The following is a 23,876-nucleotide window of genomic DNA, read 5'->3' as shown; positions in this document are numbered from 1 at the left end:
AATGTGTCCTTTTTGCTGCTACCACCCTTCCTTCTACCTCATTCCGGGGATTAGACTGATGCCGCTGGTGTTTTTTTGTCCAGCAAACGCAAATTATAATAAATAGAAGCAGGAGGCAGTCATGTCCATCAGCTCCACTCCAGAGGGTGTGTCCGTTAAGCCACGGCACCTGCACTTTGATGTCAGCGAAGATTTAAAAACACTTTGGCACGGCGATGATGCGTTTCGTACGGCGTTCTTCAATGCACTATCGCTTCAGTTTCCGGATGGTGAACAGCAGTTCATCAATGCGGTTCGGCTGTATCAGGGCAAGATTGAAGATCCGAAACTGAAGGCTGAAATCCGTGGGTTTATTGGCCAGGAAGCTTTACACAGTCGCGAGCACAAGGCTTACAACGAAGGGTTGAAAGCGCGGGGCTATGACATTGACGGGCTGGATAGCCGTTTTCGTAAACACATGGAGTGGGTAGGGAAGCTGTCACCGAGTCGGCAGTTAGCAGGCACCTGCGGCGCCGAACATTATACAGCCGTATTGGCGAATGCTATTTTAAGTCATCCGGAATGGCTGGATGGTGCCACGCCGATTATGGCGCAGCTTTGGCGCTGGCATGCCATAGAAGAAACCGAGCACAAATCAGTCGCCTTTGATGTGTATCGGGAGTGTGTTGGCAACGAAAACCTGAGGCGGTTTATCTTCCTGTTTGTAACCTGGAACTTCTTCAAGTACACCTTCTTGAATACCTGCAGCCTGTTGAAAACCGACGGCAAGCTCTGGAGTCTCCGCACCTGGATGGGTGGGCTCAACTTCCTGTGGGGGAAACCCGGAATTTTGCGCCAGTGTTTGCCGGAATTTCTGGCCTATTTTCGCAAGGATTTTCATCCCTGGCAGCAAGATAACAGGGCGCTTTTGGCGAAAAACCTCGGTGAACTGAAAGCAGGAGGCGTGGTGTGAAAGTTGGATTAATCGTCGATTCGGCGTGTGATTTACCATTCGAATTCAGTCGCAAGCATGACTTGTTCATTCTGCCCGTAACCGCGGTAATTGATGGCGAAACCTATATTGACCGGCATGATCCTGTCAGAACCCAGGAGTTCTATCAGAGTGGGCTCCTGCAAAAAGGTCGACATGCTGAAACACAGGCGTTTAGCGCCGAACAGATCCATGAGTTGTTCATGGAAAAGATCGTGCCCGAGTACGATGTGGCAATTTGTGAAACAGTTACACGCAGCCGAAGTCTGGTTTTTCAGAATGCATCTGAAGCTATGAACAGCGTGATGGCGAATTACGAGCAGGCCCGTGCAGCGTCGGGCCGAGAAGGCAAATTCTCCATGCGGGTGATTGATAGCAAGCAGATCTTTGCGGGGCAAGGTTTGCTGGCGGCTCATACGCTCAGGCTGATTGACCAGAAACTTTCCAAGAACGCGCTACGTAATGAAGTGGAGCGCTTTTCTGACAAGATCTACACCTGCGTTATTCCCCGCGACCTTCACTACATTCGCGAGCGAGCCAGACGCCGCGGCGACAAAAGCATATCGGGTGTTATTGCATTCCTTGGTAAAGCTTTGAATATCACTCCGGTGTTGTTCGGCCAGGGTGTTGAAGGTCAGCCTGTTGCCAAAACCCGTAGTTTTGAGGCCGCGGTGGAAAAGGTGATGAATTATGCCACCGCGAGAGTCGAGGCCGGCCTGCTCACGCCTCACGTGAGCTTGTCTTGCGGCCTTGCCTGGACAGAAATCGAAGAGTTGCCCGGCTTGAACCGGCTCAGAAATGCCTGTGAAAACAATGGTGTTGAACTGTTGCTGTCGCAGATGGGCATCACCAGCAGCATTTATATTGGGCCGGGTAGTTTGTGCCTGGCGCTAGCGGCAGAACCTCACAGTTTCACCGATTATCAGTAACCTCCTGGCGTCCGATCCGGCAGTTTCTCTACCCATTAGCGCAGTGCCGGGTTGGCACTGGCCCAGCCGCTGTGAATCAACCGTGCCTGGGGCGAATCGGTGTATCCTGCCTTCGTGTTAGCCTTTCGCTATCCAGTGCAATCACTTATGTAATTCTTTATATCAATAGGGCCGCGAATATCATGACCAAGGATAGAATCGATCCAGCCAGTCAACTGCTGGAACTGCATGTGAAACATGAAGTTGCCTCATTGAAAGGTGCAAAACTCCGAAAATTTCTCAATCAGGAAGTCGGAGAGCTTCTTGATCATGCGGGCACCATCACACTGAATCGCATTGCGTCTGAGCAACAGGTAATGGAGACCATTCAGCGAGTGGTTGTGGATATGGAACTGGATGCTGGTATTCCTGAACTGGCGGGTGAGATGGCTACCGAGGTGCTAAATGCATCCGTTCAGGCAAACACAGTATTAAGTGACATTATCACCCGTGATCAAGCCACGGGTTTTGTGGAAGAAATGCTTGAGTTGCGCCAGCAACGTGAACGGATAATCAGCGAAATCATGGCTCATCCTGTCTATCAGGAGCTGGTTTCGAATGTGGTCTATCAGGGAATTGTTAATTACCTCTACGAAGACAATCTGATCACCAAAATCGTGCCTGGCGTTGGCTCTATGATGAAGTTTGGCAAACGTATGGCCAACAAAGCGGTACCGGGGCTTGATGAAACCTTTGAGCGCAGGTTGAAGGCCTGGCTCTCTGATAGCTTGCCGGGGCTGATCAGCCGCAGTGAGCAGTTCCTGCAGCGCGCGCTCTCTGATGATGAGGTGAGGGATACGGTTATGGCTGCCTGGATTGCCGTAGAAGACAGGACTGTCGACGAGCTTCGCGAAGGGCTTGGCGATGTTGAGTTGCAGGCATTCGTGGTGCTGGGTTATGAGTTTTGGCTGCAGTTCCGGAAAACCGACTATTTTGCCGGTTGCACCCGGGCCGTGGTTGCGCATCTTTTTGTGAAGTATGGGGAACGACCACTTACCGACCTGCTCGGTGACCTTGGTGTTACTCGTGAGGTGATTATGGCAGAGGTAGATGCCTGGGCTATTCCGGTAATAGGTTTACTCCAGGAGGAGGGCTATATTGAAGCTCTCGTGCGTAGACGGCTCTCAGCTTTCTATAAATCCGCCGCGGCCCGGAAAATACTCGAGCCGGCATCGTAGGTGGCACGGGGTTGTTAATGCGGTATAGGTAAACAAAAAAGGGAAGCCGAAACGGGCTTCCCTTTTTTGGTTCAGGTCCTGGTGATATTACCAGGCCTGTCGGTAATCACTTTTCCAGATATTGCAGTTTGTTGGGCTTGCCATCCCACTCAGCGGCATCTGGGAGTGGGTCTTTCTTTTCGGTGATATTAGGCCACTTTCCTGCCAGGTCGGCGTTAATTTCAACGAATTCCGCCTGATCGGCTGGCAATTCATCTTCCGAGAAAATAGCTTCAGCTGGGCACTCAGGCTCACACAGTGCGCAGTCGATACACTCGTCTGGGTCGATTACCAGAAAGTTCGGGCCTTCGTAGAAGCAGTCTACCGGGCACACTTCTACACAATCTGTGTATTTGCACTTGATGCAGTTATCGGTAACGATAAACGCCATAATCAGATCCCTGGTCCAGTGGTCAATCTCATCCGGAGCCTGTTGTCAGGTTCCATCATTATATTTTAATGGGCGATATTGTAGGGAGCAGCCCGCACTGCCGCAAGCGTTTGACCGCTATAACCTTATTACCCAGATCAACTTGCCCTCAGTTTTTCAGTAATTTCTTCAGTTCATACAAGCTGTTCATGGCTTCTCGGGGCGATAAATCATCCAGATCAATGCTTTGCAGTGCCTCTTCGACAGCACTGGGTTCAGCGCTGGCAAACATATCACTTTGATAAACAACCTGCGTAGGCATAGCTGGCTGCCTGCTGCGTTGGTCAATAGCAGAGGATGGCAGAGCCGTGGCGGGCACTGCGCTAGTTTCAAGCAGCTTTAACTGGGCCTTCGCGTTGATTATAACGTTCTGAGGTACGCCAGCCAGTTTGGCCACCTGCAGGCCGTAACTCTGGCTGGCGGGGCCTTCGTGCACGTTGTGCAGGAACACAATACTGTCGTCGTGCTCTGTTGCTGTCAGGTGCACGTTTACAGCGAGTTCAAGGTCGTCTGCCAATTGTGTGAGTTCAAAATAGTGGGTGGCAAACAAGGTATAGCAGCAGATCTCTTTTGCCAGATGCTCTGCCGTAGCCCAGGCCAGAGATAAACCATCAAACGTGCTGGTACCCCGGCCTACTTCGTCCATCAGCACAAGGCTGAACTCGGTTGCGTTGTGCAGAATGTTGGCGGTTTCTGTCATTTCCACCATAAAGGTGGAGCGCCCACCGGCAATGTCATCTGAAGAGCCCATGCGAGTGAAAATCCGATCCACTGGCCCCATCACTGCACGGGTGGCAGGCACGAAACTCCCAGTGTAGGCCAGCAGCGCAATCAGAGCGGCCTGGCGCATGTAGGTCGATTTACCCCCCATGTTGGGGCCGGTAATAACCAGCATGCGGCGCTGGGCATCCATCAGCAGGTTGTTAGGCACGAAAGGCTCGTCCAGAAGCTGTTCGACGACCGGGTGGCGACCATCTTCGACATCGAACCCCGGCGCATCGCGAAATTCAGGTGCAACAAAACGTAAGGTGGTGGCGCGCTCCGCAAAGTTGCTGATCACGTCCAGCTCTGCCAAAGCCTGAGCAGCATCCTGCAGAGGCGCGAGTTGTTCGGCGACGGTTTCCAGCACTTCGTCATAAAGCGCTTTTTCCCTGGCCAGTGCGCGGCTCTTTGCGCTCAAGGCTTTGTCTTCGAATTCTTTCAGTTCGGGCGTAATGAAGCGCTCAGCATTTTTAAGGGTTTGGCGGCGAATGTAATCCACTGGTGCCTGTGCGGATTGGGCTCGGCTGATTTCGATGTAATAGCCGTGCACCCGGTTGTAACCCACTTTCAAGGTGCTTATGCCAGTGCGCTGCCGCTCTCGGGTTTCAACGTCCAGCAGGTACTGGCCGGCGTTTTCGCTGATGTTACGCAGTTCGTCCAGCTCTTCGTCAAAGCCTTCACGAATTACGCCCCCTTCCCGAATGACGACAGGCGGGTTGTCGATAACCGCCCGCTCCAGCATGTCGGCAAGCCCCGGGTATTCGCCAATTGTGGTAGCCAGCTTGACGATGTGACGGGAGTTAACCGGTTTCAGGGCTTCCTGTAGTTCGGGCAGTGTCTGAAACGCATCTCTCAGGCGGGCAAGGTCCCTCGGGCGCGCTGAGCGAAGCGCTACGCGGGCCAGAACCCGTTCAATGTCGCCCACGGCTTTTAGCAGGTTGTGTACTGGCTCGTAATGGAAGTTTTCCAGCAGAGCCGACACTGCGTGCTGGCGCTGCTGAACTACATCGATATCCCGCAGGGGGCGGTTCAGCCAGCGCCGTAACTCGCGGCCACCCATGGAGGTGGCAGTTTTATCCATCACCCAGGCCAGGGTGTGTTGGTGTCCGCCCATGAGGTTGATATCAATCTCAAGGTTGCGGCGACTGGTGGCGTCGAGAATCACTGCTTCGTCCCGGCGTTCCCGGGTGAGCTTGCGAATATGGGGAAGGGCGGTACGTTGGGTTTCTTTTGCGTATTGCAGCAGGCAACCGGCGGCACAAATCGCCAGACTCAGGTCCTCACAGCCAAACCCGGTCAAGTCGCGAACTTGCAGTTGCTGGGTGAGTACCCGGAATGCTGTGTCAGATTCAAAGAGCCAGGGGCCCTGGCGCCGAACACCGGTGAGCCCGGCTACAACTTCCTCGTAGGGGAAATCCTCGCTGATAAGAATCTCCGCCGGGCGTAACCGCTGAAGCTCTCCCTGCAGGGCTTCCAGAGTGTTCAGTTCTGAAACCACAAAGCGACCGCTGGAGATATCCAGCGAAGCAAAGCCAAATTGCTCCCTATGGTGATAGATGGCGGCAAGCAGGTTGTCGCGGCGGTCTTCCAGATAGGCGTCATCGCTGAGTGTGCCGGGGGTGACGATTCTGACCACCTGGCGCTCAACCGGCCCCTTGCTGGTTGCCGGGTCGCCAATCTGTTCAACAATGGCAATGGATTGACCAGCACGCACCAGGCGGGCAATGTAACCCTCAGAAGAATGAAAGGGGATGCCTGCCATGGGGATCGGATTGCCACCGGACTGCCCCCTCGATGTGAGAGTGATATCCATCAGCTCTGCAGCTTTTTTTGCATCGTCATAAAAAAGTTCGTAAAAATCACCCATGCGATAGAACACCAGCTCGTCCGGGTGTTGACCCTTGATTTTCAGGTATTGCTGCATCATTGGGGTGTGTGAATTTCTGAGATCGTCTGTGCTCACTGATAAATCGCTCGAAAAATAACTTTAAACCACTTTTATACAAGCAGCTATGTGATGAATGAGCCCGTCTAGAGTCTCGTAAGGTCTGGCGGGATCTATTGCAATCCATGTTGTCAGTATAGGTTTTAGTATAACTTTTGGTGTAAGATCTCTAGCGCCTTATCGCGCATGGCTGCAGGTGATCAAAAACCTATACTTATTTTGACTGAACCCTTCATCAATGGCGGCGGAGGCCATCGTTCCAATAAGTTCATGGACCAAATCATGCAGAATAACAAACAAGGCAACAAGCCACTATCGGCTAGGGCCATTGAGACGATGCGGCCTGGCGATAAAGTTAAGGTCGACACTGGAGAAAATACTGGCCTGCGTGTGACCTGTGGGTCTACCGGTGCCAGGTCGTTCATCTATCGCTACCGTAGTCCCGAGACGGGCAAGCTAACTCAAGTCAAGATAGGACGCTACCCTTCGATGAGTCTGGCAGAGGCTCGTCTAGAGCTTGCTCGGATGAAAGATTTGCGACGAGACGGTGTCTGCATTCGTGCCGAAGCTCAGCGAGAACAAGCACGTCAGAGTGTAGCGGATGAGCAGATGAAACAGGCGGCAGAGGTGGCAGCGTTTACTGTTCGCGACCTAATTGATCTGTACTTAACTGAAGTGATTGAGGATCGAGTGGTTGTAGATCACCGCACTGGATCAAAGAGACGCATTCCTGGTGCACGAAAACCTAAGGGACAGGCGGAGACGCGGCGTACGCTATACGGTGATGTTGAGCGCGTCTTGGGAAACCGAAGCGCCGCAGAGCTTCGGCGCAAGCATGTTGTAGAGATGGTAAAAGGCATTCTTGACCGGGGTGCGAACGTTCAGGCAGGGAATGTATTGCGTGAGCTCACTGCCGCCTACGAGTATGCGATTGGCTTGGGCAAGTTCGATGACGATTTTGCGAATCCGGCTTTGTTGGCAAAAGCGAGCTTGAAGCAAGCTAGGGTGCGGCTTACATCGGTTCGGGGCAAGCGGGTACTGTCTGATGCGGAGTTGAAGGCAGTGCTAGCCTGGCTGCCGGGCTCTGGATTCTCGGTAACACAGAAAAACGTTATCCGCCTGACTCTGTGGACGGGGGCTCGCACGGGAGAGGTCTGCCAGGCGCGTTGGTCAGACGTAGATCTTGATCTAGCAGTTTGGCACATGCGTGACTCTAAGAACGGAGCTGAGCGGTATGTGCAGTTGCCGAGTCAAGCTGTTGCCTTTCTTCGTCAGCTTCGTTTGAGCACAAAGACCTATTTGTTTCCCTCCACACGGACGGGCTTGCCGATCCAGCAGAAGTCTCTTACCGAGACAAAATGGTATTTGAGGAATTCTGCCAAGGCTCGAAGCGGCACCTACTTTAAGCCCTGCCAAATCTGGCTCGATAGCATTCCTGACTGGTCTCCACATGACCTGCGCCGTACCGTTCGTACGGGATTGTCCCGTATAGGTTGCCGCAATGAGGTTGCTGAGGCAGTCCTTGGGCATTCAAGAAAGGGTATTGAGGGGACGTATGATTTGCACAACTATGAAGCCGAGTGCCGTGAGTGGCTACAGAGATGGTCTGATCATCTTGAAACCCTTGACGGTGGGGCGCAGTCTTAATGGGTGTTCTTGCCGGCCTATCTGCGTGCGCCCTATTTGGTTTAAACCAAAGTGATGGGGAGCTTTACAGCTAAGAAAGTTCGGTCTCTGATGAAAGAAGGTTCACCGGGACGCTATAGCGATGGTGAAGGTCTATATCTGATGGTGCCCAAAGTAGGCGCACCATACTGGATGCTTCGCTACACAATTGCCGGAAAACGGCGCGTTAGGTATGTGTGTACAAATTTCCCTGGCTGAAGCGCGAGAGAAAGCTATTGAGGCCAAAAAGGCCGTTCGCAGTGGTGTAGACGCGATTGAAGAGCGAAAAGTGAGGGGCAAGCTACCCTCAGAACCATTAGTGATCTCTTCGGCGACTGGTGCCAAGATCCGGAGAAACGCCTTAAGCACCCTAATATTCCAAAGCGAACGCCCCCGATAGAAGGCGCGACTTCTTTTGTAAAGATTCGCTTTGGACAGCGTTACCCCAATGGACTTGCGTGCCATCGTCAGGAAGGTGGCCTGCAGCGGCCGACCACCGTAAACGACACGCTGATGTACCTGAAGCAACTGTTTAATCAGCCCATCAAGCTGAGGCTACTTACCTACAATCCAGCAGCAGCGTTCATCGTGCATGACCTTTTTCGTACCTGCCGCAGTTTGTTGTCTGCTGCCGGCGTGCCAGGGCATGTTGCGGAGCGCTGCCTGAACCACAAGCTGAAGGGGGTCGAAGGAATCTATGACCGCTATGATTACTTCGACGAGCGAAAAAAGGCCTTGGCCAAAGTGGCAGAGTTGGTCGCGCCGTCAATTAATGGCGCTTCTGGTTAACCGTCCTTTGTTGCGCTCTGAATCTATTTCTACCGGAATTGGCGCATTCAGAGACGGCGTTCCGCTAAAAAGTCCTGTATTAATCTGAAATTATTAATAAAAACAAATTAAAGGTATCTTGTTACCCACAGTATTACCCACAAAAAATCGGGTATCCGGATTAAGTGGTTGATAGGGATTGCCTGCTCGTACGACAGCTTAATCCTCCCAAAAGGTTGATAGATCAACACCGAAGTTCTTCTCGACATCTGGCAAGCTCCTACTGTAGGTCGTGATCGCCCTGCCCATGAAAGGTGATTCCTTTGTCTTCTGGGAAATCTTCTTGTGCTTGGTGGTGTAAAGCATCCGGGCTCTCATCACTTCAAATGAATAGCCTCTGCCATCGCGATTCTTATCCTTGGCCAAGCGGTTGATTGACTCCGTGAAGGCATTGGTGATTGGGATATCGGTCTCGAAGTAGGTCATCATCTCTTCGTGCCAATTACTTACGGCTTTTACAAGATCCTTCCAGACCTCCTTCTGCCCTGGAGGGATTTCGTCGATCCACCGAGCCAGCGCCCTTTCTGCATCACGCCGATTGATACAGTCCCAGATATGGTAGAAACGTTCCTTATGGTCGTAAGCTGACAGGAGTTGTGGGAAAGCGCCTGTCCAAGTTTCCATGATAAGACGTTCGTGGTCAGAAATGTCATGAGCCCGTTTGAGCAGGATCTTCCGATCACCTTTGAGGGTCCGTCGCTGGCCGGCTGTCAGTTCATTCCTAAGTCCCTTTCGGATCTTCTCCAAAGCATCGTTGGCCATACGTACGACATGGAACTTATCGACCACAATGCGAGCGTGTGGAAGCACCATTTGGACTGCGTTCCGGTAGGGCTTCCACATATCCATGCTTACAACTTCTACCTTGTGGCCGTCCTTTATTTCCGTGAGCCGCCGAATCACCGCATCTTGTTGGCGACCGGGTAGCAAGTCCAGCAGGGTACGCTCCTCCAGGTTGGTCAGTATGCAGCGGTAACGGCGATTTAAGTAAAGCTCATCGATGCCCAAGTAGCGGGGTGTTTCGAAGCGATGCCAGGCCGCCAAAAGCTCGGCCTTCTTCCGGAAGATCTCGCGAACAGTCTTTTCATCGAGGCCCGTAGTGTCGGCTACATAGGCATAGGGATGATTGAAGGCCTCTTTCTCGACGTAACGGTACAAACGCCGCGTCATGCGGTGGTCATCCACCATTTCTGGGAGCGAAGGGCGGAATGTCTTGTCGCAGGCTCGACAGGAGTAGCGACGACGCATCAGCCAGAGGGTGACTCGTTTTCCGTGGACAGGCAGATCGCGGTAAGCGACATCTCGCTTGCCAAATCTGACGGACTCGCCCACGGTACCGCACTCCTCGCAAGCGATGGGGGCGGGAGGATCTATGTGAAAATGCAGCCCATCCTCCTTTTCCACGGCATTCAGTACCTGATATTCAGGAAGGTGTAACACGTTGTCGAGAAAATGAGACATTTCGGAGCAACGATTCCATTTGAGAACAATGAGTTCAACGAACGAGGCTTCCCTTCATTCGCGTTTGGGGTTCAGGCGTGGATGGGTCTCTTCGCCCCATAGCATGACCAGGGCGCCGGAAAGAAACATCGCAATCGCGACAAACCAGAAACCGCTGGTTACCGCTCCGGTAACGTTGGCGATAATCCCGAAGGCCAGCGCACCGATGCCGTATCCAAGGTCACGCCAGAAGCGATAGATACCAATTGCGGAGCTACGCCAGTTGGGGTGGGAAATGTCCGCAACCGCCGCGCTTAGGTTGGGGTAAAGCAGTGCCATACCGATACCGGTGACAGCTGCTGAGAAAGACCACCAGAGAACCCCGTTACCGAGCAGCATCAGGGCAACGCCACCGCCGCACAGCCACATGCCCCACACAATCGGCTTGAGGCGGCCGATGTGGTCTGACAGGCGCCCCGTCACAAACTGGGAACCACCCCATACAAACCCATAAATCCCCACAATCCAGCCAATAGCGCCGAGCCCCAGTCCTTGTTGGTACAGGTAGACCGGGTAAAACACCCAGACCAGTGCATCCACGAATTTCTCAACTAGGCCGGCCTGACTGAATGCTGCCATCCGACGATCACGCCAGCTCATGAGCGTAAAGACTTCGCGGGTGGTCGGTGTATCGGATATGTTCCCGGGCAAGCGGGCTTTGGGGCCGGTGGCCGTGCCGCTGGCATGCCGGTCGCTTTCGGCCTTCGCCCATCCATGGGTTTCCCGGATAGCGATGAGGGTCAGGACAATGGCCAGGCCAATGACGACTGCGCCAAACACAAACAGTCCCATGCGCGGCCCAAGCCCAATGGCGAGATAGCCGGTCACAATACCGGCAATGGCAACGCCCACATAACCGGAGAACTCATTCAGGCCCATGGTAAGGCCCCGTTCGTCAGCTCGGGTGATGTCCATTTTCGAGGTCTGAGTCATGGACCAGCAGAGGCCCTGGTTGACGCCCAGCAATACGGTAGCCGCCACGATCCAGGCCCACGACGGAGCCAGCAGCACCATCACAGGAATCGGAATGGCGGAGAGCCAACCGTACAAGAGTACCTTCTTACGCCCGATACGCTCAGCAAGTCGTCCGGCTACGAAATTGAGAACGCCCTTGACCAGGCCAAAGGCCACCACGAAGGACGTCAGCATCAGAAAGGAGCCTTCGGCAACGCCGAATTCCGATTCTGCAAGCGCCGGAACGACGGTTCGCATCATGCCGATAGTCAGACCAACCAAAAACACCTGACCCAGCTGATGACTGAACTGTTGCAGGTTCTCCCGGATGCCGTGTCGATAGTGGTCGTACGAAGTGGTATTGGGTTCCATACCGGCAGGCCTCTTCTCAGTCGGTTGTTATTTGTGTCCAGGCCTCGATTAGCCCATGCGCAGCCAGCTCAATGTCTTCGACCGTGGTCTCCCAACCCGTTGACAAGCGAACAGCGCCATTGGCTCGGCGGGCACTCAGCCCCATGGCCCCGAGTACCCCGCTGGGGCCTTCTTCGTCGGAGTGGCAGGCCGACCCCACCGATGCCAACACCGTCTCGCTGGCCGCAGCCAACAACGCCTTGCCCGTTACGCCTGGAAATGAGAGGTTCAATGTGTTAGGTAGGCGATGTTCAGGATGACCGTTGAGTGCGAGACCCGGTATGGCAGAACGGAGCCGCTCGTGAAGTTGATCCCGATGCCTGCGCAGCCGGTCATCGCGTGATACCAGCCGCTGGCTGGCTAATTGGGCAGCAACTCCAAGCCCGATGATCGCGGGCACATTTTCCGTACCCGGCCGGAGTCCTCGTTCATGACTGGCACCAAAGAGAACGTTACGGATGGGAGTCCCTTCCCTGACATACAGGGCGCCAATACCCTTGCTGGCCTGGAATTTGTGGCCAGCCACGGTGAGCAGGTCCACGCCGAGATCCTCGACATTGACCGGGAGTTTCCCGACGGCCTGGGCGGCGTCGGTGTGCAGCAATACGTTGCGACCTTTCAGTAAACGACTGATCGCCTCCACCGGCTGGAGGGTGCCTACTTCGTTATTCGCCAGCATGATGGGTGTCGGGTGTAACCGCGTTAGCTACGGCTTCGGCCGATACGCGACCATACTCGTCCACGGGAATAACCGTCAGTGCCCACCCCTGACTCTCCAGATAACGAGCCGGCGCCATCACAGCCGGGTGCTCCACCGCGCTGATTATCAGGTGCCTTTTATCGGCGGCGGCCCTGGCAACGCCCAACAGGGCCAGGTTATTGGCTTCCGTCGCACAGCCCGTAAAGATGAGTTCTTCAGGATCACCGCCAATCAGGTTGGCTAACGCCAGCCGAGCGCCGGCAATTGCCGTGGCAGCGGTCTGACCGGGGGAATAGCTGGAAGAGGGGTTTCCGTACACCTTCCTGAGAGCGTCACTCATGGCATCAGCAACTTCCACGGCCACGGGGGTGGTTGCGTTGTGATCAAGATAAATCGGGTTTGGCATACTGGTGATCCTTTATGACGACCTGGTCGGGGCCACTGGCAAAGAGGCTCGGCTCAAACGCATCCAGAGTATCGACAGCGTAACGATTCCAATGGGCGCCAGCATCAGCAAATTCATCGTTTCCCAACCCAGATGATGCAAAAGCGTGCCGGACATCAGCGAGCCCACGGTGACCATGGCAAAAATCACCAGGTCGTTGACGCCTTGAACCTTGCCTCGTTCGGCTTCGGTGTGCAGGGTGGCAAGCAGAGTGCTGCTGCCAATAAACAGGAGGTTCCAGCCGACACCCAGAAGGAACAGCGCTACCCAGAAATGAACAAGGCTGGCACCTGAGAGGGCGGTCACGGCAGTGCCCACCAGAATCAGACAGCCAGCCGTCAGAATGCGGCCCAGGCCGAAACGGGCAATTAAATTGCCAGTGAAAAATGAGGGTGCGTACATGCCCAATACATGCCACTGCATAATGAAGGCAACCTGATCCATCTCGAACTCCCGAGCCCTCATGGCCAATGGCGTAGCGGTCATTACCAGAATCATGATGGCGTACCCTATGGCACCTGCCGCCAGTGCGACGATGAAAGCGGGGCTACGGGCAATGGTGCTCAAGGGGCGGGTGCTTTCCCCTTTATGAGGCTCCCCTATATAAGGCACTTTCAGTTGGCTGAGCAGGACAATCGCCACCAACGCCAGAGCGGCAATGATCAGATAGGGGCCGCCAGAGGGAACAGCCGGGGCCAGATCGCCCATAACACTGGCATTCCAGGGCCCCAGAAACGCGGCAATTACGCCACCGGCCAGAACGAAGGAAATGGCCCGACTGCGGAACGACGGGCTCGCTACATCCAGCGCCGCGAAACGGTAATACATGGCGAAGCCCTGATACAGCCCCAGCAGCAGGCTGCCCAGGCAGAACACCGCAAACGACTGGATGGCAATGCCGGCAAAACTCAGCACACCTCCGCCGGCTCCGCCCAGGGCTGCACCGACAATGAATCCCCGGCGTCGACCCACTTTTTTCATGAACAATGACGCCGGCAGGGTGGAGATCACCGTGCCCAGCATCATGATGGCGATCGGCAGCGTGGCCAGGCCGGGATCGGGGCTCAGCTGCTGCCCGACCACGCCGCTCAGGGTCATCACAGTAATCGCGGCGACCATGAACATCACCTGGCTGATCACCAGGATGGCAACGTTGCGTTTTTCCAGCTGGTACATGCCCTGGGAGTGACTCATGGCTCAGAACACCAGTACTTTGTCAGCGGCCATGGTCACATCCGCCAGTTCATCCATGGTGCTGCGCTGGGCATCCTTGACGATTTCTTCCTCAGAAATGCCCCGGGCATCCATGCAGGTGCCGCACAGTAAGACTTTCCCCTTTAAAGCTGCCCGCTTGATCATGCGTTCGGCATTGTAGAAACCGTCCGGGGTTTTCTGGCCGGTCTTGGCACCTGACACCGCATCGCCCATCAGAAAAACCGTGACCTCACAGTCTTTCTTGATCAGGGCATGAGTCATACGCAAACCGTTGTAGAGGCGCTCGGTTCCATAGGGAGGGTCGTTAATCAGGATCAGGGCTTTCATGGGTGTGGCTCCTTTCAAAAATTGACTTGCAAACATTCTATTGTTTATTAGAATAAATGAAAGAGTTGGGCTGTCAAGCAAACGCCCATCGCCTGATTGAAATGAGGTAGCAACATGGCATCCCGGCAAGATCTTCTGGACACTCTGGCTCAGGTTGGCAAAGCGCTGGGTAGCGGGCATCGGTTGGCGCTGCTGGAGCGTCTGGCCCAGTCCGAAGCGTCAGTGGAGACGCTGGCAAACACGGCAGAGCTGACCGTGGGTAATGCTTCGGCACACCTACAACACCTGCGCAGGGCCGGACTTGTCACCGCAACCCGCTCGGGCAAGCAGGTGATATACCGGCTGACGGACGAACGCATCGTGACGCTGATGAGCCTGCTGCGGGAAGTGGCGGAAACCAACCTGGCGGAGATGGAACGTCTGGTCAGTCGGCTGTTCGGCTCTGACGATCCGAACGACACCCTGGAAGCTGTCTCGCGGGACGATCTGCTTGCCGGCTTGCGGGAAGGATCGGTCGCGCTATTGGATGTCCGGCCCCACGAAGAATTCCAGGCGGGCCATCTGCCCGATGCCATCAACATCCCCTTGGACGAGCTGGAAACCATGCTTGACGCGTTGCCCAGGGATCGGGATATCGTTGCCTATTGCCGTGGTCCCTACTGTGTGCTGTCCCATGAAGCGGTAGAACGCCTACGCAAGCTTGGCTTCCGGGTGCGCCGGTTTGATGAAGGGTTTCCGGAATGGAAGGCAGCGGGCTTGCCGGTCCAGTGAGGAGGACGATTCATGTCAAATTTCATCCTGGCCAATGAGCCGGCGATACGGATTCTGGGGTTTGTCTCGGTGCTGAGCCTGATGGCGCTTTGGGAGATCCTTGCTACTAGGCGCCCTCAAACTCTCAAACGCCTTGCACGTTGGCCCGGCAATCTCGGTATCGTGGTTCTGGACACTCTGGCTGTTCGTCTGCTTTTCCCTCTGGCCGCCGTTGGCGCGGCGATCTATGCCTCCGAACACGGGTGGGGTTTGCTGAACCTGGTCTCAATGCCGGGCTGGGTGACGGTGGTTCTCGCCATTCTTGTGCTGGACCTGGCGATCTATTTCCAGCACAGGATCTTCCATGCCGTTCCCTGGCTCTGGCGACTGCATCGCATGCATCACGCGGATCTGGAATTTGATGTAACCACTGGTTTGCGCTTCCATCCGTTTGAGATTCTGCTGTCCATGGCCATCAAAATGGCGGTTGTGGTAGTCATTGGTGCCCCTGCACTGGCTGTGGTTGTGTTTGAGGTGCTTCTGAACGCAACGTCACTGTTCAATCACGGGAATGTCCGTCTTCCGCAGAGGGTCGATCGCTGGTTACGACTGCTTCTGGTCACACCGGACATGCACCGGGTCCATCACTCGGCCATTCAGCGTGAAACTGACAGCAACTTCGGTTTCAGCGTGCCCTGGTGGGACCGGCTTTTCGGAACCTACCGCGCCCAGCCTGAAAAGGGGCATCTCGGCATGACGATCGGGATTGAAGATTTCCGCTCCGAACACGATCTGCGTCTGGACCAGCTGCTGATACAACCCTTCCGTCACACCGAAAGGCGTCCAAAATCAATAGTCTGGAAGAACAGCGAGCGGTAGCGTGGAAGGCGTCAGTTGAGGCGTTTGACGGTGATTCAAGACTAGCAGAATCCTGGCTAAACGAACCGATTAAGGCTCTCGGGAACGAGAAGCCGATCAACCTGACAAGGACTGCAAACGCTTAAAAAAGCTAACTTGCGAACCATGATGAGCATGAACTAACCATGGCGCTCCTGCAAACGAGCCCGATTGACCACTGAAAAGAGATCCACCATGAAACACCTACTGACTATTCTGGCCACACTGATTCTAATCCCGGCAACCGCACTGGCGGCCCCGGACACCGGTTTCTGGGAGTTCTGCAATTCCATAATGTCCGGCATGGGCTGGATGATGCTACCCATGATGATCATGCCACTGCTGTTGATCACCCTATTGGTGCTGGCAGTTCTGGCATTGATCAAATACCTTCGGGGCAAATGATCCGTTTTGGCCGATCCGGAAAAGCGCGGTAAGCCAATAAAGACACTGATCTTGGGAATTACTGATGCCTGACCTGGCAACCTGGGGCACGATGGCCGCATTTCTCCTCTTCCTGCACGGAACTGCGCTTGACAACACTGCCTCCTGCAACCAATCTAATGAATGTTAGAACGAATGTTGGTCAATGTAACCTATATTGATCAATGCCTGAAGAATTCACCGGACACTCTGTGACCAGACGGTTCCAACAATCAGGAGAACACCATGACTTTTACAAAAACAATCACCGGCTCGCTTCTTGCGGTAGCTCTGGCCCTCCCGGCCATGGCGGCGGAAACACCTTACAAGGGTGATGGCCATATCATGATCACTCCCGATGAGCTTGAATGGGGCCCGGTCGGCTCCATGGCGGGTAATGCGAAAATCGCCGTGATTGAGGGCGATCTTTCCAAAAATATCCCCTCACTTTCCGGCTCAAGCTGCCAGCCAACTACACTCTGGACCCTCACATTCACCCTGCCTATGAGCGGGTGACCGTGCTTTCCGGCACACTGAATTTTGGCCATGGCAAAACCTTCAACGCCGGCGAAACCCAGGCGCTCACACCGGGTAGCGTTGCTATCATGGCGCCAGGCGAGCCCATGTTCGGCCAGACCGGAAATGAAGAGATGGTTATCCAGCTGCATGGCACCGGCCCCTGGGGAATTGAATATATCAACCCCGAACACGATCCCCGCAAATAGCCTACAAAGCTGAACGGGGCGGCCCACTTTGTGGTCGCCCTTGCCGGGCACTGGCACCGATAAGAGCAAAGTAGTTACAGGAGATCAGCACGAAAATGACATCCAGACAGGATCTGTTCGATACCCTGGCCCAGGTTGCCAAGGCTCTTGGAAGTGGCCACCGCCTCATGCTGCTGGAGCGTATTGCCCAGGGCGAGGCCTCCGTGGAAGCCCTCGCCAGCGACGCCGACCTAACGGTGGGGAACGCCTCTGCACATCTTCAACATCTGCGCAGAGCCGGGCTGGTGACGGCCACGCGCTGCGGCAAACAGATGCTTTACCGGCTCACTGATCAGCGGATTGTGACGCTGATGGGCCTCATGAGGGAGGTCGCTGAAACCAACCTTGCGGAAATGGAACGCCTGGTCAGCCGGATGTATCCAGACGATAACCCGGATGGCACTCTGGAAGCCATCTCCCGGGAGGAACTGCTTGCCGGTCTGAACAGCGGCAAAGTCGCGTTACTTGATGTGCGCCAGGAAGAGGAGTTTAAGGCAGGGCATCTGCCCACCGCCATCAACATTCCGCTGGAGCAGCTTGAGTCCATGCTGAACAAACTGCCCAGGGACCGGGAAATTATCGCCTACTGCCGCGGCCCCTATTGCGTGCTGTCCCACGAGGCGGTTCAGCGCCTGAGAAAACTGGGCTACCACGTGCGACGTTTTGACGAGGGCTTTCCGGAATGGAAAGCAGCCGGACTACCGACTCATTAATTCAAGGCATTGCTGTGACCGACACACTGGCCGTGCGGTTGGTATTTCCCGTGGCGGCGGCTGGGACTGCCTTCATGGCGTTGGAAAACGGTTGGGGGTTGCTGAACCTGGTGCCACTGCCAAGCTGGCTTGCGGTGATTGTATCGATACTGGTGCTGGACGCAGCCATCTACTTTCAGCACCGGCTGTTCCACGCCGTGCCTTGGCTCTGGCGCCTGCACCGGGTCCATCACTCGGGCATTCATCGTGAAACTGACAACTTCGGCTTCAGCGTGCCCTGGTGGGCCCAGCTGCTGATACAACCCTTCCGTTACACCGAAAGGCGTCCAAAACACATAGGGCCTCATCATGACACCGGAACAGTATGATCATTGGTATGCCAGTGGCCGTGGTCAGTGGATCGGTGAGACAGAATTCACCCTGCTGGTATCGGAGCTGGACTGCCAACACGGGAATAAGGTGCTTGATGTTGGCTGTGGGACGGGCTGGTTTACCCGCCGGATATCAGACTTGCCGCAATCGCCATCAGTGACAGGTGTGGACATTGATGATGAAGCTCTGGCGTATGCCAGAGGTCAGGATTCAAAAACTTGCTACCTGCCAGGCAATGCCACGCAGTTACCATTTGCGGACGACAGCTTTGACCGAGTGATGTCTGTTACCGCCCTCTGTTTCGTTCTGGAATGGCCGCAAGCGTTGAGTGAGATTGTTCGGGTTACCCGGGGCCGATTCGTCATAGGGCTACTAAACCGTCACAGCCTGTTATGGCACCACAAGGGCCGGGGCAACAACCAGAGTGCTTATCAAGGAGCACACTGGCACACACGTCGTGAGCTACGTGAAACGCTGGATTCACTTCCGGTTCGGAACGTCCATTTCCGAACCGCGATCTGGCTTCCAGAGGGACGCGTGATAGCCCGAACGCTTGAAGCATGCCTGCCGCACCGTCTTCCCCTTGGTGGATTCTTGCTGGTTGCTGGGGACAAAGTGTGACAACCGGGCGGTTCACGACCCGATCATCGTGCCTCCAATAGCCATGACCGCCACAACGCCCCAAGCCGGCATCTTCCATACGCTCAGTAACAAGAAACCCATCAGCGCCAATTAAAGTCCACTCGTCAGAAAGTGGAATGACAAAGGCCTTAAGGCAACAGCTTATTTGTTGTTGCCGACCAGAAAATCCGCAGAGAAAGCAGTTTGTTCATGCATTAGTCACACACCGAATACACCACTTAATCCGGATACCCAAAAAATCTTACTTGGGAGAGTGCTCATCAAGAGCAGGGGCTATGGCTATAAGTCTCTATTCGCAGTAGTAAGGCATTTCAATAAAAAAGTAGCTTGTTATTAAATTTTAGCTGCATATACATGTAATAATTCATGATGATTTTACATAAATCACTTTTGTAAACCACCGCACTGGCGGTGCCTCTCTAGTGCACCCCTAAATCGTTTTGAAGATAGGCGTCAAAAGAGGTATTCGGTTTGCTCACGGTAAGAAATACGGGCAAAGGGCTGGCCTGAAACCAGCCCTCCGTTCTTTTATTTGACTAAAGCATCCTCTTCAGTTGCCCGTAATCCCCCCCAGTACGAAGTACCAAGGTGATATCGTTGTCATTCCGGTTGCGGAAGAACCAGCCATGATTACCTGTAAACGCGGCAACAAGCTGGCCTTCATCTTCAGGTACGCCGCGACCTTTCTCATAAGAGACGGACTGGCCACCACCATCGCCATGGGTGTCGTAATTGACGGGGCCGCCTTCAGAGGCCCAGTAGAACTTCGCCACGGCACCTTCCTCCATAGTGAGCTTGAACTCTGTGCCTTCACCCGGAGTCAGTACTATACGAATTTCATCCTGCCAATTTGGTTTTGTTTGTGTGGGTTCTGGTGCTGGTTGGCTCTCGACTTTTGCAATCTTGGGCTCCGGAGCCGCTTTCTGGAGAGGCTCTGTAACAGTGGGTTCCACCGTTTCCGTTGCCGGTTGATCTGCTGAGGATTGAATGGCCACCATCTGGGCAGCCTCGTCTGCGGCGGCCTCTTCGGCGAGCTGCTCCTTGATTTCCCCCATCTCAGTCAGTCCAAGAAGGCGCCCTGCGCCGGTCGGATCCAGGGCGTACTCAGAGGGCATGACGACTGTCACCAACAAAGCCAGCGCCACGATTGCAGCAATGATCGTTGATCGAACCAGTTTGGCCGTACTCGGCAATTCTTCTCGTTTGGGTATATCGGTGTTGTACATCGTGAATCTCCAGAATTAGGCGAAAAAGTAACCGGTGAGTTGGTAACCGAAGAGCAGGAAGCCTGCGCTCATCATCGCCACGTTGGCGGTATAAGCGTGGCGGAAAAAGCCGTCGGTTTTGCGCCAGAAGCTGATGGCAATCAGGATCATGGCCAGGGCGATGAGTTGTCCGATTTCCACGCCCACGTTGAAGGCAAGGAGGTTCGGAATCAGACCGTCTGGCGAGATATCGTATTCGATGATCTTGGTGGACAGCCCAAAGCCGTGGAAGAACCCGAAAATGAGGGTGGCGGCCTTGGTGTTGGGCTGGAAGCCAAACCAGCGCTGATAGGCTCCAATATTGTCCAGTGCCTTATACACAATGGACAGACCAATAATCGCATCAATGATGTAGCTGTTGATGCCGACGTTGAAGTAAACACCCAGCAGCATCGTGGTGGAATGCCCCAGCGCAAACAGGCTCACGTAGATGGCAATGTGCTGCATGCGGTAGAGGAAGAAAATCACGCCCAGCAGAAACAGCAGGTGGTCATATCCGGTGACCATGTGTTTGGCCCCGAGGTAAGTGAACGCGATGAGATTTACACCAGTGATTTCCTGAATGTACCCCTTGTCGCCTTGAGCGACCGCATGGGCTAGCACATCGGTACTCAGACTGAGTAATCCCAGTGTCAGAAATATCCAGAAGAGACGACTGCCTGTTTGCGCCATGGACGCATTACGGCAATCGTCAAGCAAGCTTGACAACATAAAGACTCCAATCGAATTTGTTTTCCAGAGCCGCACAGGCGGCGAGAATCAAACAGAAAGGAGTGTTTTTGGCGGGCGTTCAAGCCGGTAGCGCAAGCTGCGGGGGGAGTCGCCGGCAAATGGAGCAGATTGCCGAAGAGTGATAGATATTGAGGAAACATCTGGAATCCTCAGTTGGTCCACGGTTTCATGGGTGTGATTACCAGCATCGTGATGCGAGGGCGCATCAGCCTCTTCATCATCGAAACTGTGGCTGTGCCCATGCCCACCATGATTGTCTGAATGGACGCCGTGCTGCGATTCCAAATCGCTGGCCAGCTCAACGGCACCGTGAGAGAAAGCTTCACCGATCATCGACAGCGATAGTCCCGTCAATGCGAACAGCATGACGAGCATCGGAAGCAGTTTTCTACGGTGACTGGCCAGAATTATCATTCTTTGTGCGCTGATCTGCCTGTTGGATTTCCACGGAGCCAAAAGATAACATCCCCCCATGGAGGATAGGAATTAAAAATGGTAAATAATCATACGCATCAATCGCACCCGAACATCATCAAACGCCTAAAGCGGGCCAACGGCCACCTTGTAAGCGTGATTGGCATGATTGAAGGCGGAAAACCTTGTCTTGAACTGGCGCAGCAACTTCACGCTGTCGAGAAAGCCATTCAACAGGCCAAACGGGTGCTAGTGCAGGATCACATTGAGCATTGCCTCGACGATGCCATCGGGGCGCTGGAGCCGGATCAGCAACGGCGCGTCGATGAATTCAAGGCAATCGCGCGGTATCTTTGACCCCCGCCATTTTGGCGTGTCGTTCAAAAGGTGCAACGACCACGACGGCACCGACAATATTTTACAAACCATCATCGCCAGCGCCAGACCCACCACTATGAGTGTTCTGGTTTCGCCGGGGCGCTTCTGATTTTGACTGATCCCCCCCGGGGGGATAGACTGCTGCTGCGGTCAGTTGATTAGCACAACCATTTGCCCCTGGCCATGTATCTGGTGCGCCATGCTTGTAATTCTGAGAAACCGAACGTATCGCCATTTGTTTTTCGCACAGGTCGTTGCCCTTCTTGGCACAGGTCTGGCGACGGTCGCCTTGAGCCTGTTGGCGTTTGACCTGGCTGGAGACAAGGCAGGCCAGATACTTGGCACGGCGATGGCTATCAAAATGATTGCTTATGTTTTGATCGCCCCGCTGGCATCAGCGCTCGCCGAAAATGTGCCCCGGCGGGTTCTTCTGGTGTCGTTGGATCTGGTTCGGGGCGCTACCGCCTTGGCTTTGCCTTTCGTAACGGAAATCTGGGAAGTGTACGTATTGATCGCGGTACTCCAGTCCGCGTCGGCGGCGTTCACGCCAACCTTCCAGTCCACCATTCCTGACATTCTTCCGGATGAAGACGATTACACGAAAGCTCTTTCTCTCTCCCGGTTGGCCTACGACCTGGAAAACCTGATCAGCCCCGCAATCGCTGCACTGATTCTACTGGTCACTAGCTGGCAGGGGCTGTTTTCCGGCACGGTGATCGGTTTTATTGCATCGGCTTTGCTCGTTGTTTCGGTGACGCTTCCAAAGGCAACTTCCGAAGAAAGAAAGAAGCGTTTTATCGAACGCGCAAAGCAGGGGTTTCGGGTGTTTCTGGTCACACCCCGACTCAGAGGCGTTATGGCTCTGAATGTCGTGGTGAGTCTGGCTGGTGCGATGGTTATCGTGAATACCGTGGTGTGGGTACAAGGCGAATTCGGTTTGACTGAACAGCATACCGCACTCGCCTTTGCAGCCTTTGGCGCTGGCTCCATGCTGGCCGCGCTGGCATTGCCGGCGTTGCTTAAGCGTTGGGCAGACCGTCAGGTTATGTTGACCGGCGCAACGATACTTATTGTCGGGATGCTGATGGCTCTCCCGGTTAAGGGTCTGATAGGGCTGCTTCCAGTTTGGGCGCTTCTTGGCGTGGGATTTTCCACTGTGCAGACCCCGGTAGGCCGGCTTCTCACCCGTTCCTCTCACCCCGAGGATCGACCGGCTCTGTTCGCCGCTCAGTTTTCTTTGTCCCATGCCGGCTGGTTGTTCGCTTATCCAATGGCGGGTTGGCTTGGCTCGGCGGTGGGGTTGCAGGTAACGCTGGCAGTGATGACGGCTTTGGCGCTCGTGTTTTTGATTGCGGCTCGCAAGCTATGGCCAGCGGACGACCCGGTGGAAATCCGCCACATCCATGAAAATCTGCCGGAGGATCATCCTCATATAAGAGAAACCGGTGCCCGGCATACCCACCCCTACATCGTGGATTACTGGCACCGGCGTTGGCCCTGATAAAACGACCAAAGCTATGAAAATAGAGGACTGCGCAATGAAACATTTCAACCTGAAAGTGTCTGCTATCTCACTTGCCTTAGCTCTGTTTGCCGGAGGTGTGCTGGCTCAGGGCGGCGCTGCGGAAGATCTCGTGGCAGGCATGGAGCGTGCTGATATGACGTATCGGCAGTTGATGGAGGTGATGGGTGGTGCTTCAGGCATGATGCACGAAGGCATATTGCGACAGAACCCGCAAATGGTGAAAAGTGGTGCTGATATTATCTTGACTCACCCGGCACCAAGTCATCAGCCCTGGAGCATAATGCCGGAAGATAGGCAGGCAGATTTTAAATGGAGTTTAGTGTCGTTCGACAAGCTGTTGGATCAACACTCTGAAGCTACGGTCGAAGCCGCTGCAAAAAAAGACTGGCTTAAAGCCAGCCAGTCTTTGCAAGAACTGAACACCGCCTGTATCAGTTGCCACTCTATGTGGAAAGATGAAGTGAAGTAACGTTGTTGGTGCAAACATCGCAATAAATCAGGCTTGAGCTCTATATCACCTTTTGTGAATCAAGGCGTCAATCGTGTGTTCTCTCCAAATTCATAGAGGTACTCCCCATGCTCAAACGAAACCTCAAGTGCCTGCCCGAAGGGATTGGCACGAATAATTGTGGTAAGAAAACCACTGGATTGGTTGGCGCCGCTG

The 23,876-nt window shown here is 54.4% G+C and carries 26 protein-coding genes and 2 pseudogenes; 18 read left to right on the top strand and 10 right to left on the bottom strand.

Annotation, left to right across the window (positions count from 1 at the left end):
- Positions 1-121 precede the first annotated feature (121 nt).
- From FE848_RS05480 to FE848_RS05470, 3 genes are all read left to right on the top strand, one after another.
- Positions 122-952, top strand: a complete 831-nt coding sequence (locus FE848_RS05480) for a metal-dependent hydrolase (RefSeq protein WP_200201758.1) — start codon at positions 122-124, stop codon at positions 950-952.
- Positions 949-1,899 (top strand): DegV family protein, encoded by a 951-nt coding sequence (locus FE848_RS05475; RefSeq protein ID WP_200201757.1) that lies wholly within the window; start codon positions 949-951, stop codon positions 1,897-1,899. Before FE848_RS05480 ends, FE848_RS05475 begins: the two co-directional genes overlap by 4 nt.
- 182 nt (positions 1,900-2,081) lie before the next feature.
- Positions 2,082-3,116, top strand: a complete 1,035-nt coding sequence (locus FE848_RS05470; RefSeq protein WP_200201756.1) for a hypothetical protein — start codon at positions 2,082-2,084, stop codon at positions 3,114-3,116.
- Positions 3,117-3,222: 106 nt separating this feature from the next.
- On the opposite strand, the gene fdxA is transcribed toward FE848_RS05470, so the two are convergent.
- Both fdxA and mutS read right to left on the bottom strand, forming a co-directional pair.
- The gene (gene fdxA, locus FE848_RS05465; protein ID WP_200201755.1) at positions 3,223-3,546 is read right to left on the bottom strand and encodes a ferredoxin FdxA; all 324 of its coding nucleotides are present in this window, start codon (positions 3,544-3,546) and stop codon (positions 3,223-3,225) included.
- Between the two features lie 148 nt (positions 3,547-3,694).
- Positions 3,695-6,274, bottom strand: a complete 2,580-nt coding sequence (mutS, locus tag FE848_RS05460) for a DNA mismatch repair protein MutS (RefSeq protein WP_200202104.1) — start codon at positions 6,272-6,274, stop codon at positions 3,695-3,697.
- A gap of 300 nt (positions 6,275-6,574) precedes the next feature.
- On the opposite strand from mutS, the gene FE848_RS05455 reads away from it, so the two are divergent.
- From FE848_RS05455 to FE848_RS18665, 3 genes and pseudogenes are all read left to right on the top strand, one after another.
- Positions 6,575-7,939, top strand: a complete 1,365-nt coding sequence (locus FE848_RS05455; protein ID WP_200201754.1) for a tyrosine-type recombinase/integrase — start codon at positions 6,575-6,577, stop codon at positions 7,937-7,939.
- Positions 7,940-7,993: 54 nt separating this feature from the next.
- Positions 7,994-8,357, top strand: a pseudogene (locus FE848_RS19035) (Arm DNA-binding domain-containing protein).
- A 113-nt stretch (positions 8,358-8,470) separates the two neighbouring features.
- Positions 8,471-8,746: a hypothetical protein gene (locus tag FE848_RS18665; protein WP_227715184.1), complete on the top strand. Its 276-nt coding sequence runs from the start codon at positions 8,471-8,473 to the stop codon at positions 8,744-8,746.
- Between the two features lie 198 nt (positions 8,747-8,944).
- On the opposite strand, the gene FE848_RS05445 is transcribed toward FE848_RS18665, so the two are convergent.
- The 5 genes and pseudogenes from FE848_RS05445 to FE848_RS05420 all read right to left on the bottom strand — a co-directional run bounded on the left by FE848_RS05445 (position 8,945) and on the right by FE848_RS05420 (position 14,337).
- Positions 8,945-10,246, bottom strand: a complete 1,302-nt coding sequence (locus FE848_RS05445) for an ISL3 family transposase (RefSeq protein WP_200201753.1) — start codon at positions 10,244-10,246, stop codon at positions 8,945-8,947.
- A 54-nt stretch (positions 10,247-10,300) separates the two neighbouring features.
- Entirely contained in the window at positions 10,301-11,611 is a 1,311-nt protein-coding gene (locus tag FE848_RS05440) for an MFS transporter (RefSeq protein ID WP_200201752.1), read from the bottom strand.
- 16 nt (positions 11,612-11,627) lie between these two features.
- Positions 11,628-12,690: pseudogene (locus tag FE848_RS18660) on the bottom strand (cysteine desulfurase family protein).
- Between the two features lie 78 nt (positions 12,691-12,768).
- Positions 12,769-13,989 carry an MFS transporter gene (locus tag FE848_RS05425; protein WP_200201749.1) on the bottom strand — a complete coding sequence of 407 codons (1,221 nt, stop codon included), beginning with the start codon at positions 13,987-13,989 and terminating at the stop codon, positions 12,769-12,771.
- A 3-nt stretch (positions 13,990-13,992) separates the two neighbouring features.
- Complete coding sequence (locus FE848_RS05420; RefSeq protein WP_200201748.1) at positions 13,993-14,337, bottom strand: DsrE/DsrF/TusD sulfur relay family protein; 345 nt, start codon at positions 14,335-14,337, stop codon at positions 13,993-13,995.
- A gap of 114 nt (positions 14,338-14,451) precedes the next feature.
- Here FE848_RS05420 and FE848_RS05415 point away from each other — a divergent pair, with 114 nt between their 5' ends.
- From FE848_RS05415 to FE848_RS05375, 9 genes are all read left to right on the top strand, one after another.
- On the top strand, positions 14,452-15,108 hold the full coding sequence (locus FE848_RS05415) for an ArsR/SmtB family transcription factor (RefSeq protein WP_200201747.1): 657 nt from the start codon (positions 14,452-14,454) through the stop codon (positions 15,106-15,108).
- A gap of 12 nt (positions 15,109-15,120) precedes the next feature.
- A complete protein-coding gene (locus FE848_RS05410) occupies positions 15,121-15,966 on the top strand; it encodes a sterol desaturase family protein (protein WP_200201746.1) in 846 nt (281 codons plus the stop codon).
- A complete protein-coding gene (locus FE848_RS19030) occupies positions 15,936-16,091 on the top strand; it encodes an antitoxin Xre/MbcA/ParS toxin-binding domain-containing protein (protein WP_200202103.1) in 156 nt (51 codons plus the stop codon). The genes FE848_RS05410 and FE848_RS19030 overlap by 31 nt, the downstream gene beginning before the upstream one ends.
- A gap of 88 nt (positions 16,092-16,179) precedes the next feature.
- Entirely contained in the window at positions 16,180-16,389 is a 210-nt protein-coding gene (locus FE848_RS05400) for a hypothetical protein (RefSeq protein WP_200201745.1), read from the top strand.
- 264 nt (positions 16,390-16,653) lie between these two features.
- Positions 16,654-16,923 (top strand): hypothetical protein, encoded by a 270-nt coding sequence (locus FE848_RS05395; RefSeq protein WP_200201744.1) that lies wholly within the window; start codon positions 16,654-16,656, stop codon positions 16,921-16,923.
- Complete coding sequence (locus tag FE848_RS05390; protein ID WP_200201743.1) at positions 16,920-17,132, top strand: hypothetical protein; 213 nt, start codon at positions 16,920-16,922, stop codon at positions 17,130-17,132. The genes FE848_RS05395 and FE848_RS05390 overlap by 4 nt, the downstream gene beginning before the upstream one ends.
- 95 nt (positions 17,133-17,227) lie before the next feature.
- On the top strand, positions 17,228-17,884 hold the full coding sequence (locus FE848_RS05385) for an ArsR/SmtB family transcription factor (RefSeq protein WP_200201742.1): 657 nt from the start codon (positions 17,228-17,230) through the stop codon (positions 17,882-17,884).
- A gap of 14 nt (positions 17,885-17,898) precedes the next feature.
- A complete protein-coding gene (locus FE848_RS05380; RefSeq protein WP_320159505.1) occupies positions 17,899-18,252 on the top strand; it encodes a sterol desaturase family protein in 354 nt (117 codons plus the stop codon).
- Positions 18,233-18,877: a class I SAM-dependent methyltransferase gene (locus FE848_RS05375; RefSeq protein ID WP_200201740.1), complete on the top strand. Its 645-nt coding sequence runs from the start codon at positions 18,233-18,235 to the stop codon at positions 18,875-18,877. The genes FE848_RS05380 and FE848_RS05375 overlap by 20 nt, the downstream gene beginning before the upstream one ends.
- A gap of 557 nt (positions 18,878-19,434) precedes the next feature.
- Here the strand turns inward: FE848_RS05375 and FE848_RS05370 are convergent.
- The 3 genes from FE848_RS05370 to FE848_RS05360 are packed head-to-tail and all read right to left on the bottom strand — an operon-like array spanning position 19,435 to position 21,261.
- Positions 19,435-20,124 (bottom strand): hypothetical protein, encoded by a 690-nt coding sequence (locus FE848_RS05370; RefSeq protein WP_200201739.1) that lies wholly within the window; start codon positions 20,122-20,124, stop codon positions 19,435-19,437.
- Between the two features lie 15 nt (positions 20,125-20,139).
- On the bottom strand, positions 20,140-20,874 hold the full coding sequence (locus FE848_RS05365; protein WP_200201738.1) for a HupE/UreJ family protein: 735 nt from the start codon (positions 20,872-20,874) through the stop codon (positions 20,140-20,142).
- 48 nt (positions 20,875-20,922) lie between these two features.
- Complete coding sequence (locus FE848_RS05360; RefSeq protein WP_227715183.1) at positions 20,923-21,261, bottom strand: hypothetical protein; 339 nt, start codon at positions 21,259-21,261, stop codon at positions 20,923-20,925.
- Positions 21,262-21,387: 126 nt separating this feature from the next.
- Between FE848_RS05360 and FE848_RS05355 the strand changes: the two genes are divergently transcribed.
- From FE848_RS05355 to FE848_RS05345, 3 genes are all read left to right on the top strand, one after another.
- On the top strand, positions 21,388-21,666 hold the full coding sequence (locus FE848_RS05355) for a metal-sensing transcriptional repressor (protein WP_200201737.1): 279 nt from the start codon (positions 21,388-21,390) through the stop codon (positions 21,664-21,666).
- A 220-nt stretch (positions 21,667-21,886) separates the two neighbouring features.
- On the top strand, positions 21,887-23,188 hold the full coding sequence (locus tag FE848_RS05350; protein ID WP_200201736.1) for an MFS transporter: 1,302 nt from the start codon (positions 21,887-21,889) through the stop codon (positions 23,186-23,188).
- Positions 23,189-23,225: 37 nt separating this feature from the next.
- A complete protein-coding gene (locus FE848_RS05345; RefSeq protein WP_200201735.1) occupies positions 23,226-23,681 on the top strand; it encodes a hypothetical protein in 456 nt (151 codons plus the stop codon).
- The last annotated feature ends 195 nt before the right edge of the window (positions 23,682-23,876 follow it).

Source organism: Marinobacter sp. 1-3A (assembly GCF_016597775.1).
Lineage (GTDB): Bacteria > Pseudomonadota > Gammaproteobacteria > Pseudomonadales > Oleiphilaceae > Marinobacter > Marinobacter xiaoshiensis.
The sequence above is the reverse complement of the archived record's forward strand: the minus strand, read 5'-3'. Positions and strand labels throughout refer to the sequence as shown.

Excerpts from the sequence above, each read along its gene's own strand:
- FE848_RS05480 (WP_200201758.1), top strand. The coding sequence starts at position 122 with ATGTCCATCAGCTCCACTCCAGAGGGTGTGTCCGTTAAGCCACGGCAC.
- FE848_RS05470 (WP_200201756.1), top strand. The coding sequence starts at position 2,082 with ATGACCAAGGATAGAATCGATCCAGCCAGTCAACTGCTGGAACTGCAT.
- fdxA (WP_200201755.1), bottom strand. The coding sequence starts at position 3,546 with ATGGCGTTTATCGTTACCGATAACTGCATCAAGTGCAAATACACAGAT.
- mutS (WP_200202104.1), bottom strand. The coding sequence starts at position 6,274 with ATGATGCAGCAATACCTGAAAATCAAGGGTCAACACCCGGACGAGCTG.
- FE848_RS05455 (WP_200201754.1), top strand. The coding sequence starts at position 6,575 with ATGCAGAATAACAAACAAGGCAACAAGCCACTATCGGCTAGGGCCATT.
- FE848_RS18665 (WP_227715184.1), top strand. The coding sequence starts at position 8,471 with ATGTACCTGAAGCAACTGTTTAATCAGCCCATCAAGCTGAGGCTACTT.
- FE848_RS05445 (WP_200201753.1), bottom strand. The coding sequence starts at position 10,246 with ATGTCTCATTTTCTCGACAACGTGTTACACCTTCCTGAATATCAGGTA.
- FE848_RS05440 (WP_200201752.1), bottom strand. The coding sequence starts at position 11,611 with ATGGAACCCAATACCACTTCGTACGACCACTATCGACACGGCATCCGG.
- FE848_RS05425 (WP_200201749.1), bottom strand. The coding sequence starts at position 13,989 with ATGAGTCACTCCCAGGGCATGTACCAGCTGGAAAAACGCAACGTTGCC.
- FE848_RS05420 (WP_200201748.1), bottom strand. The coding sequence starts at position 14,337 with ATGAAAGCCCTGATCCTGATTAACGACCCTCCCTATGGAACCGAGCGC.
- FE848_RS05415 (WP_200201747.1), top strand. The coding sequence starts at position 14,452 with ATGGCATCCCGGCAAGATCTTCTGGACACTCTGGCTCAGGTTGGCAAA.
- FE848_RS05410 (WP_200201746.1), top strand. The coding sequence starts at position 15,121 with ATGTCAAATTTCATCCTGGCCAATGAGCCGGCGATACGGATTCTGGGG.
- FE848_RS05400 (WP_200201745.1), top strand. The coding sequence starts at position 16,180 with ATGAAACACCTACTGACTATTCTGGCCACACTGATTCTAATCCCGGCA.
- FE848_RS05395 (WP_200201744.1), top strand. The coding sequence starts at position 16,654 with ATGACTTTTACAAAAACAATCACCGGCTCGCTTCTTGCGGTAGCTCTG.
- FE848_RS05385 (WP_200201742.1), top strand. The coding sequence starts at position 17,228 with ATGACATCCAGACAGGATCTGTTCGATACCCTGGCCCAGGTTGCCAAG.
- FE848_RS05375 (WP_200201740.1), top strand. The coding sequence starts at position 18,233 with ATGACACCGGAACAGTATGATCATTGGTATGCCAGTGGCCGTGGTCAG.
- FE848_RS05370 (WP_200201739.1), bottom strand. The coding sequence starts at position 20,124 with ATGTACAACACCGATATACCCAAACGAGAAGAATTGCCGAGTACGGCC.
- FE848_RS05365 (WP_200201738.1), bottom strand. The coding sequence starts at position 20,874 with ATGTTGTCAAGCTTGCTTGACGATTGCCGTAATGCGTCCATGGCGCAA.
- FE848_RS05360 (WP_227715183.1), bottom strand. The coding sequence starts at position 21,261 with ATGCTGTTCGCATTGACGGGACTATCGCTGTCGATGATCGGTGAAGCT.
- FE848_RS05355 (WP_200201737.1), top strand. The coding sequence starts at position 21,388 with ATGGTAAATAATCATACGCATCAATCGCACCCGAACATCATCAAACGC.
- FE848_RS05350 (WP_200201736.1), top strand. The coding sequence starts at position 21,887 with ATGCTTGTAATTCTGAGAAACCGAACGTATCGCCATTTGTTTTTCGCA.
- FE848_RS05345 (WP_200201735.1), top strand. The coding sequence starts at position 23,226 with ATGAAACATTTCAACCTGAAAGTGTCTGCTATCTCACTTGCCTTAGCT.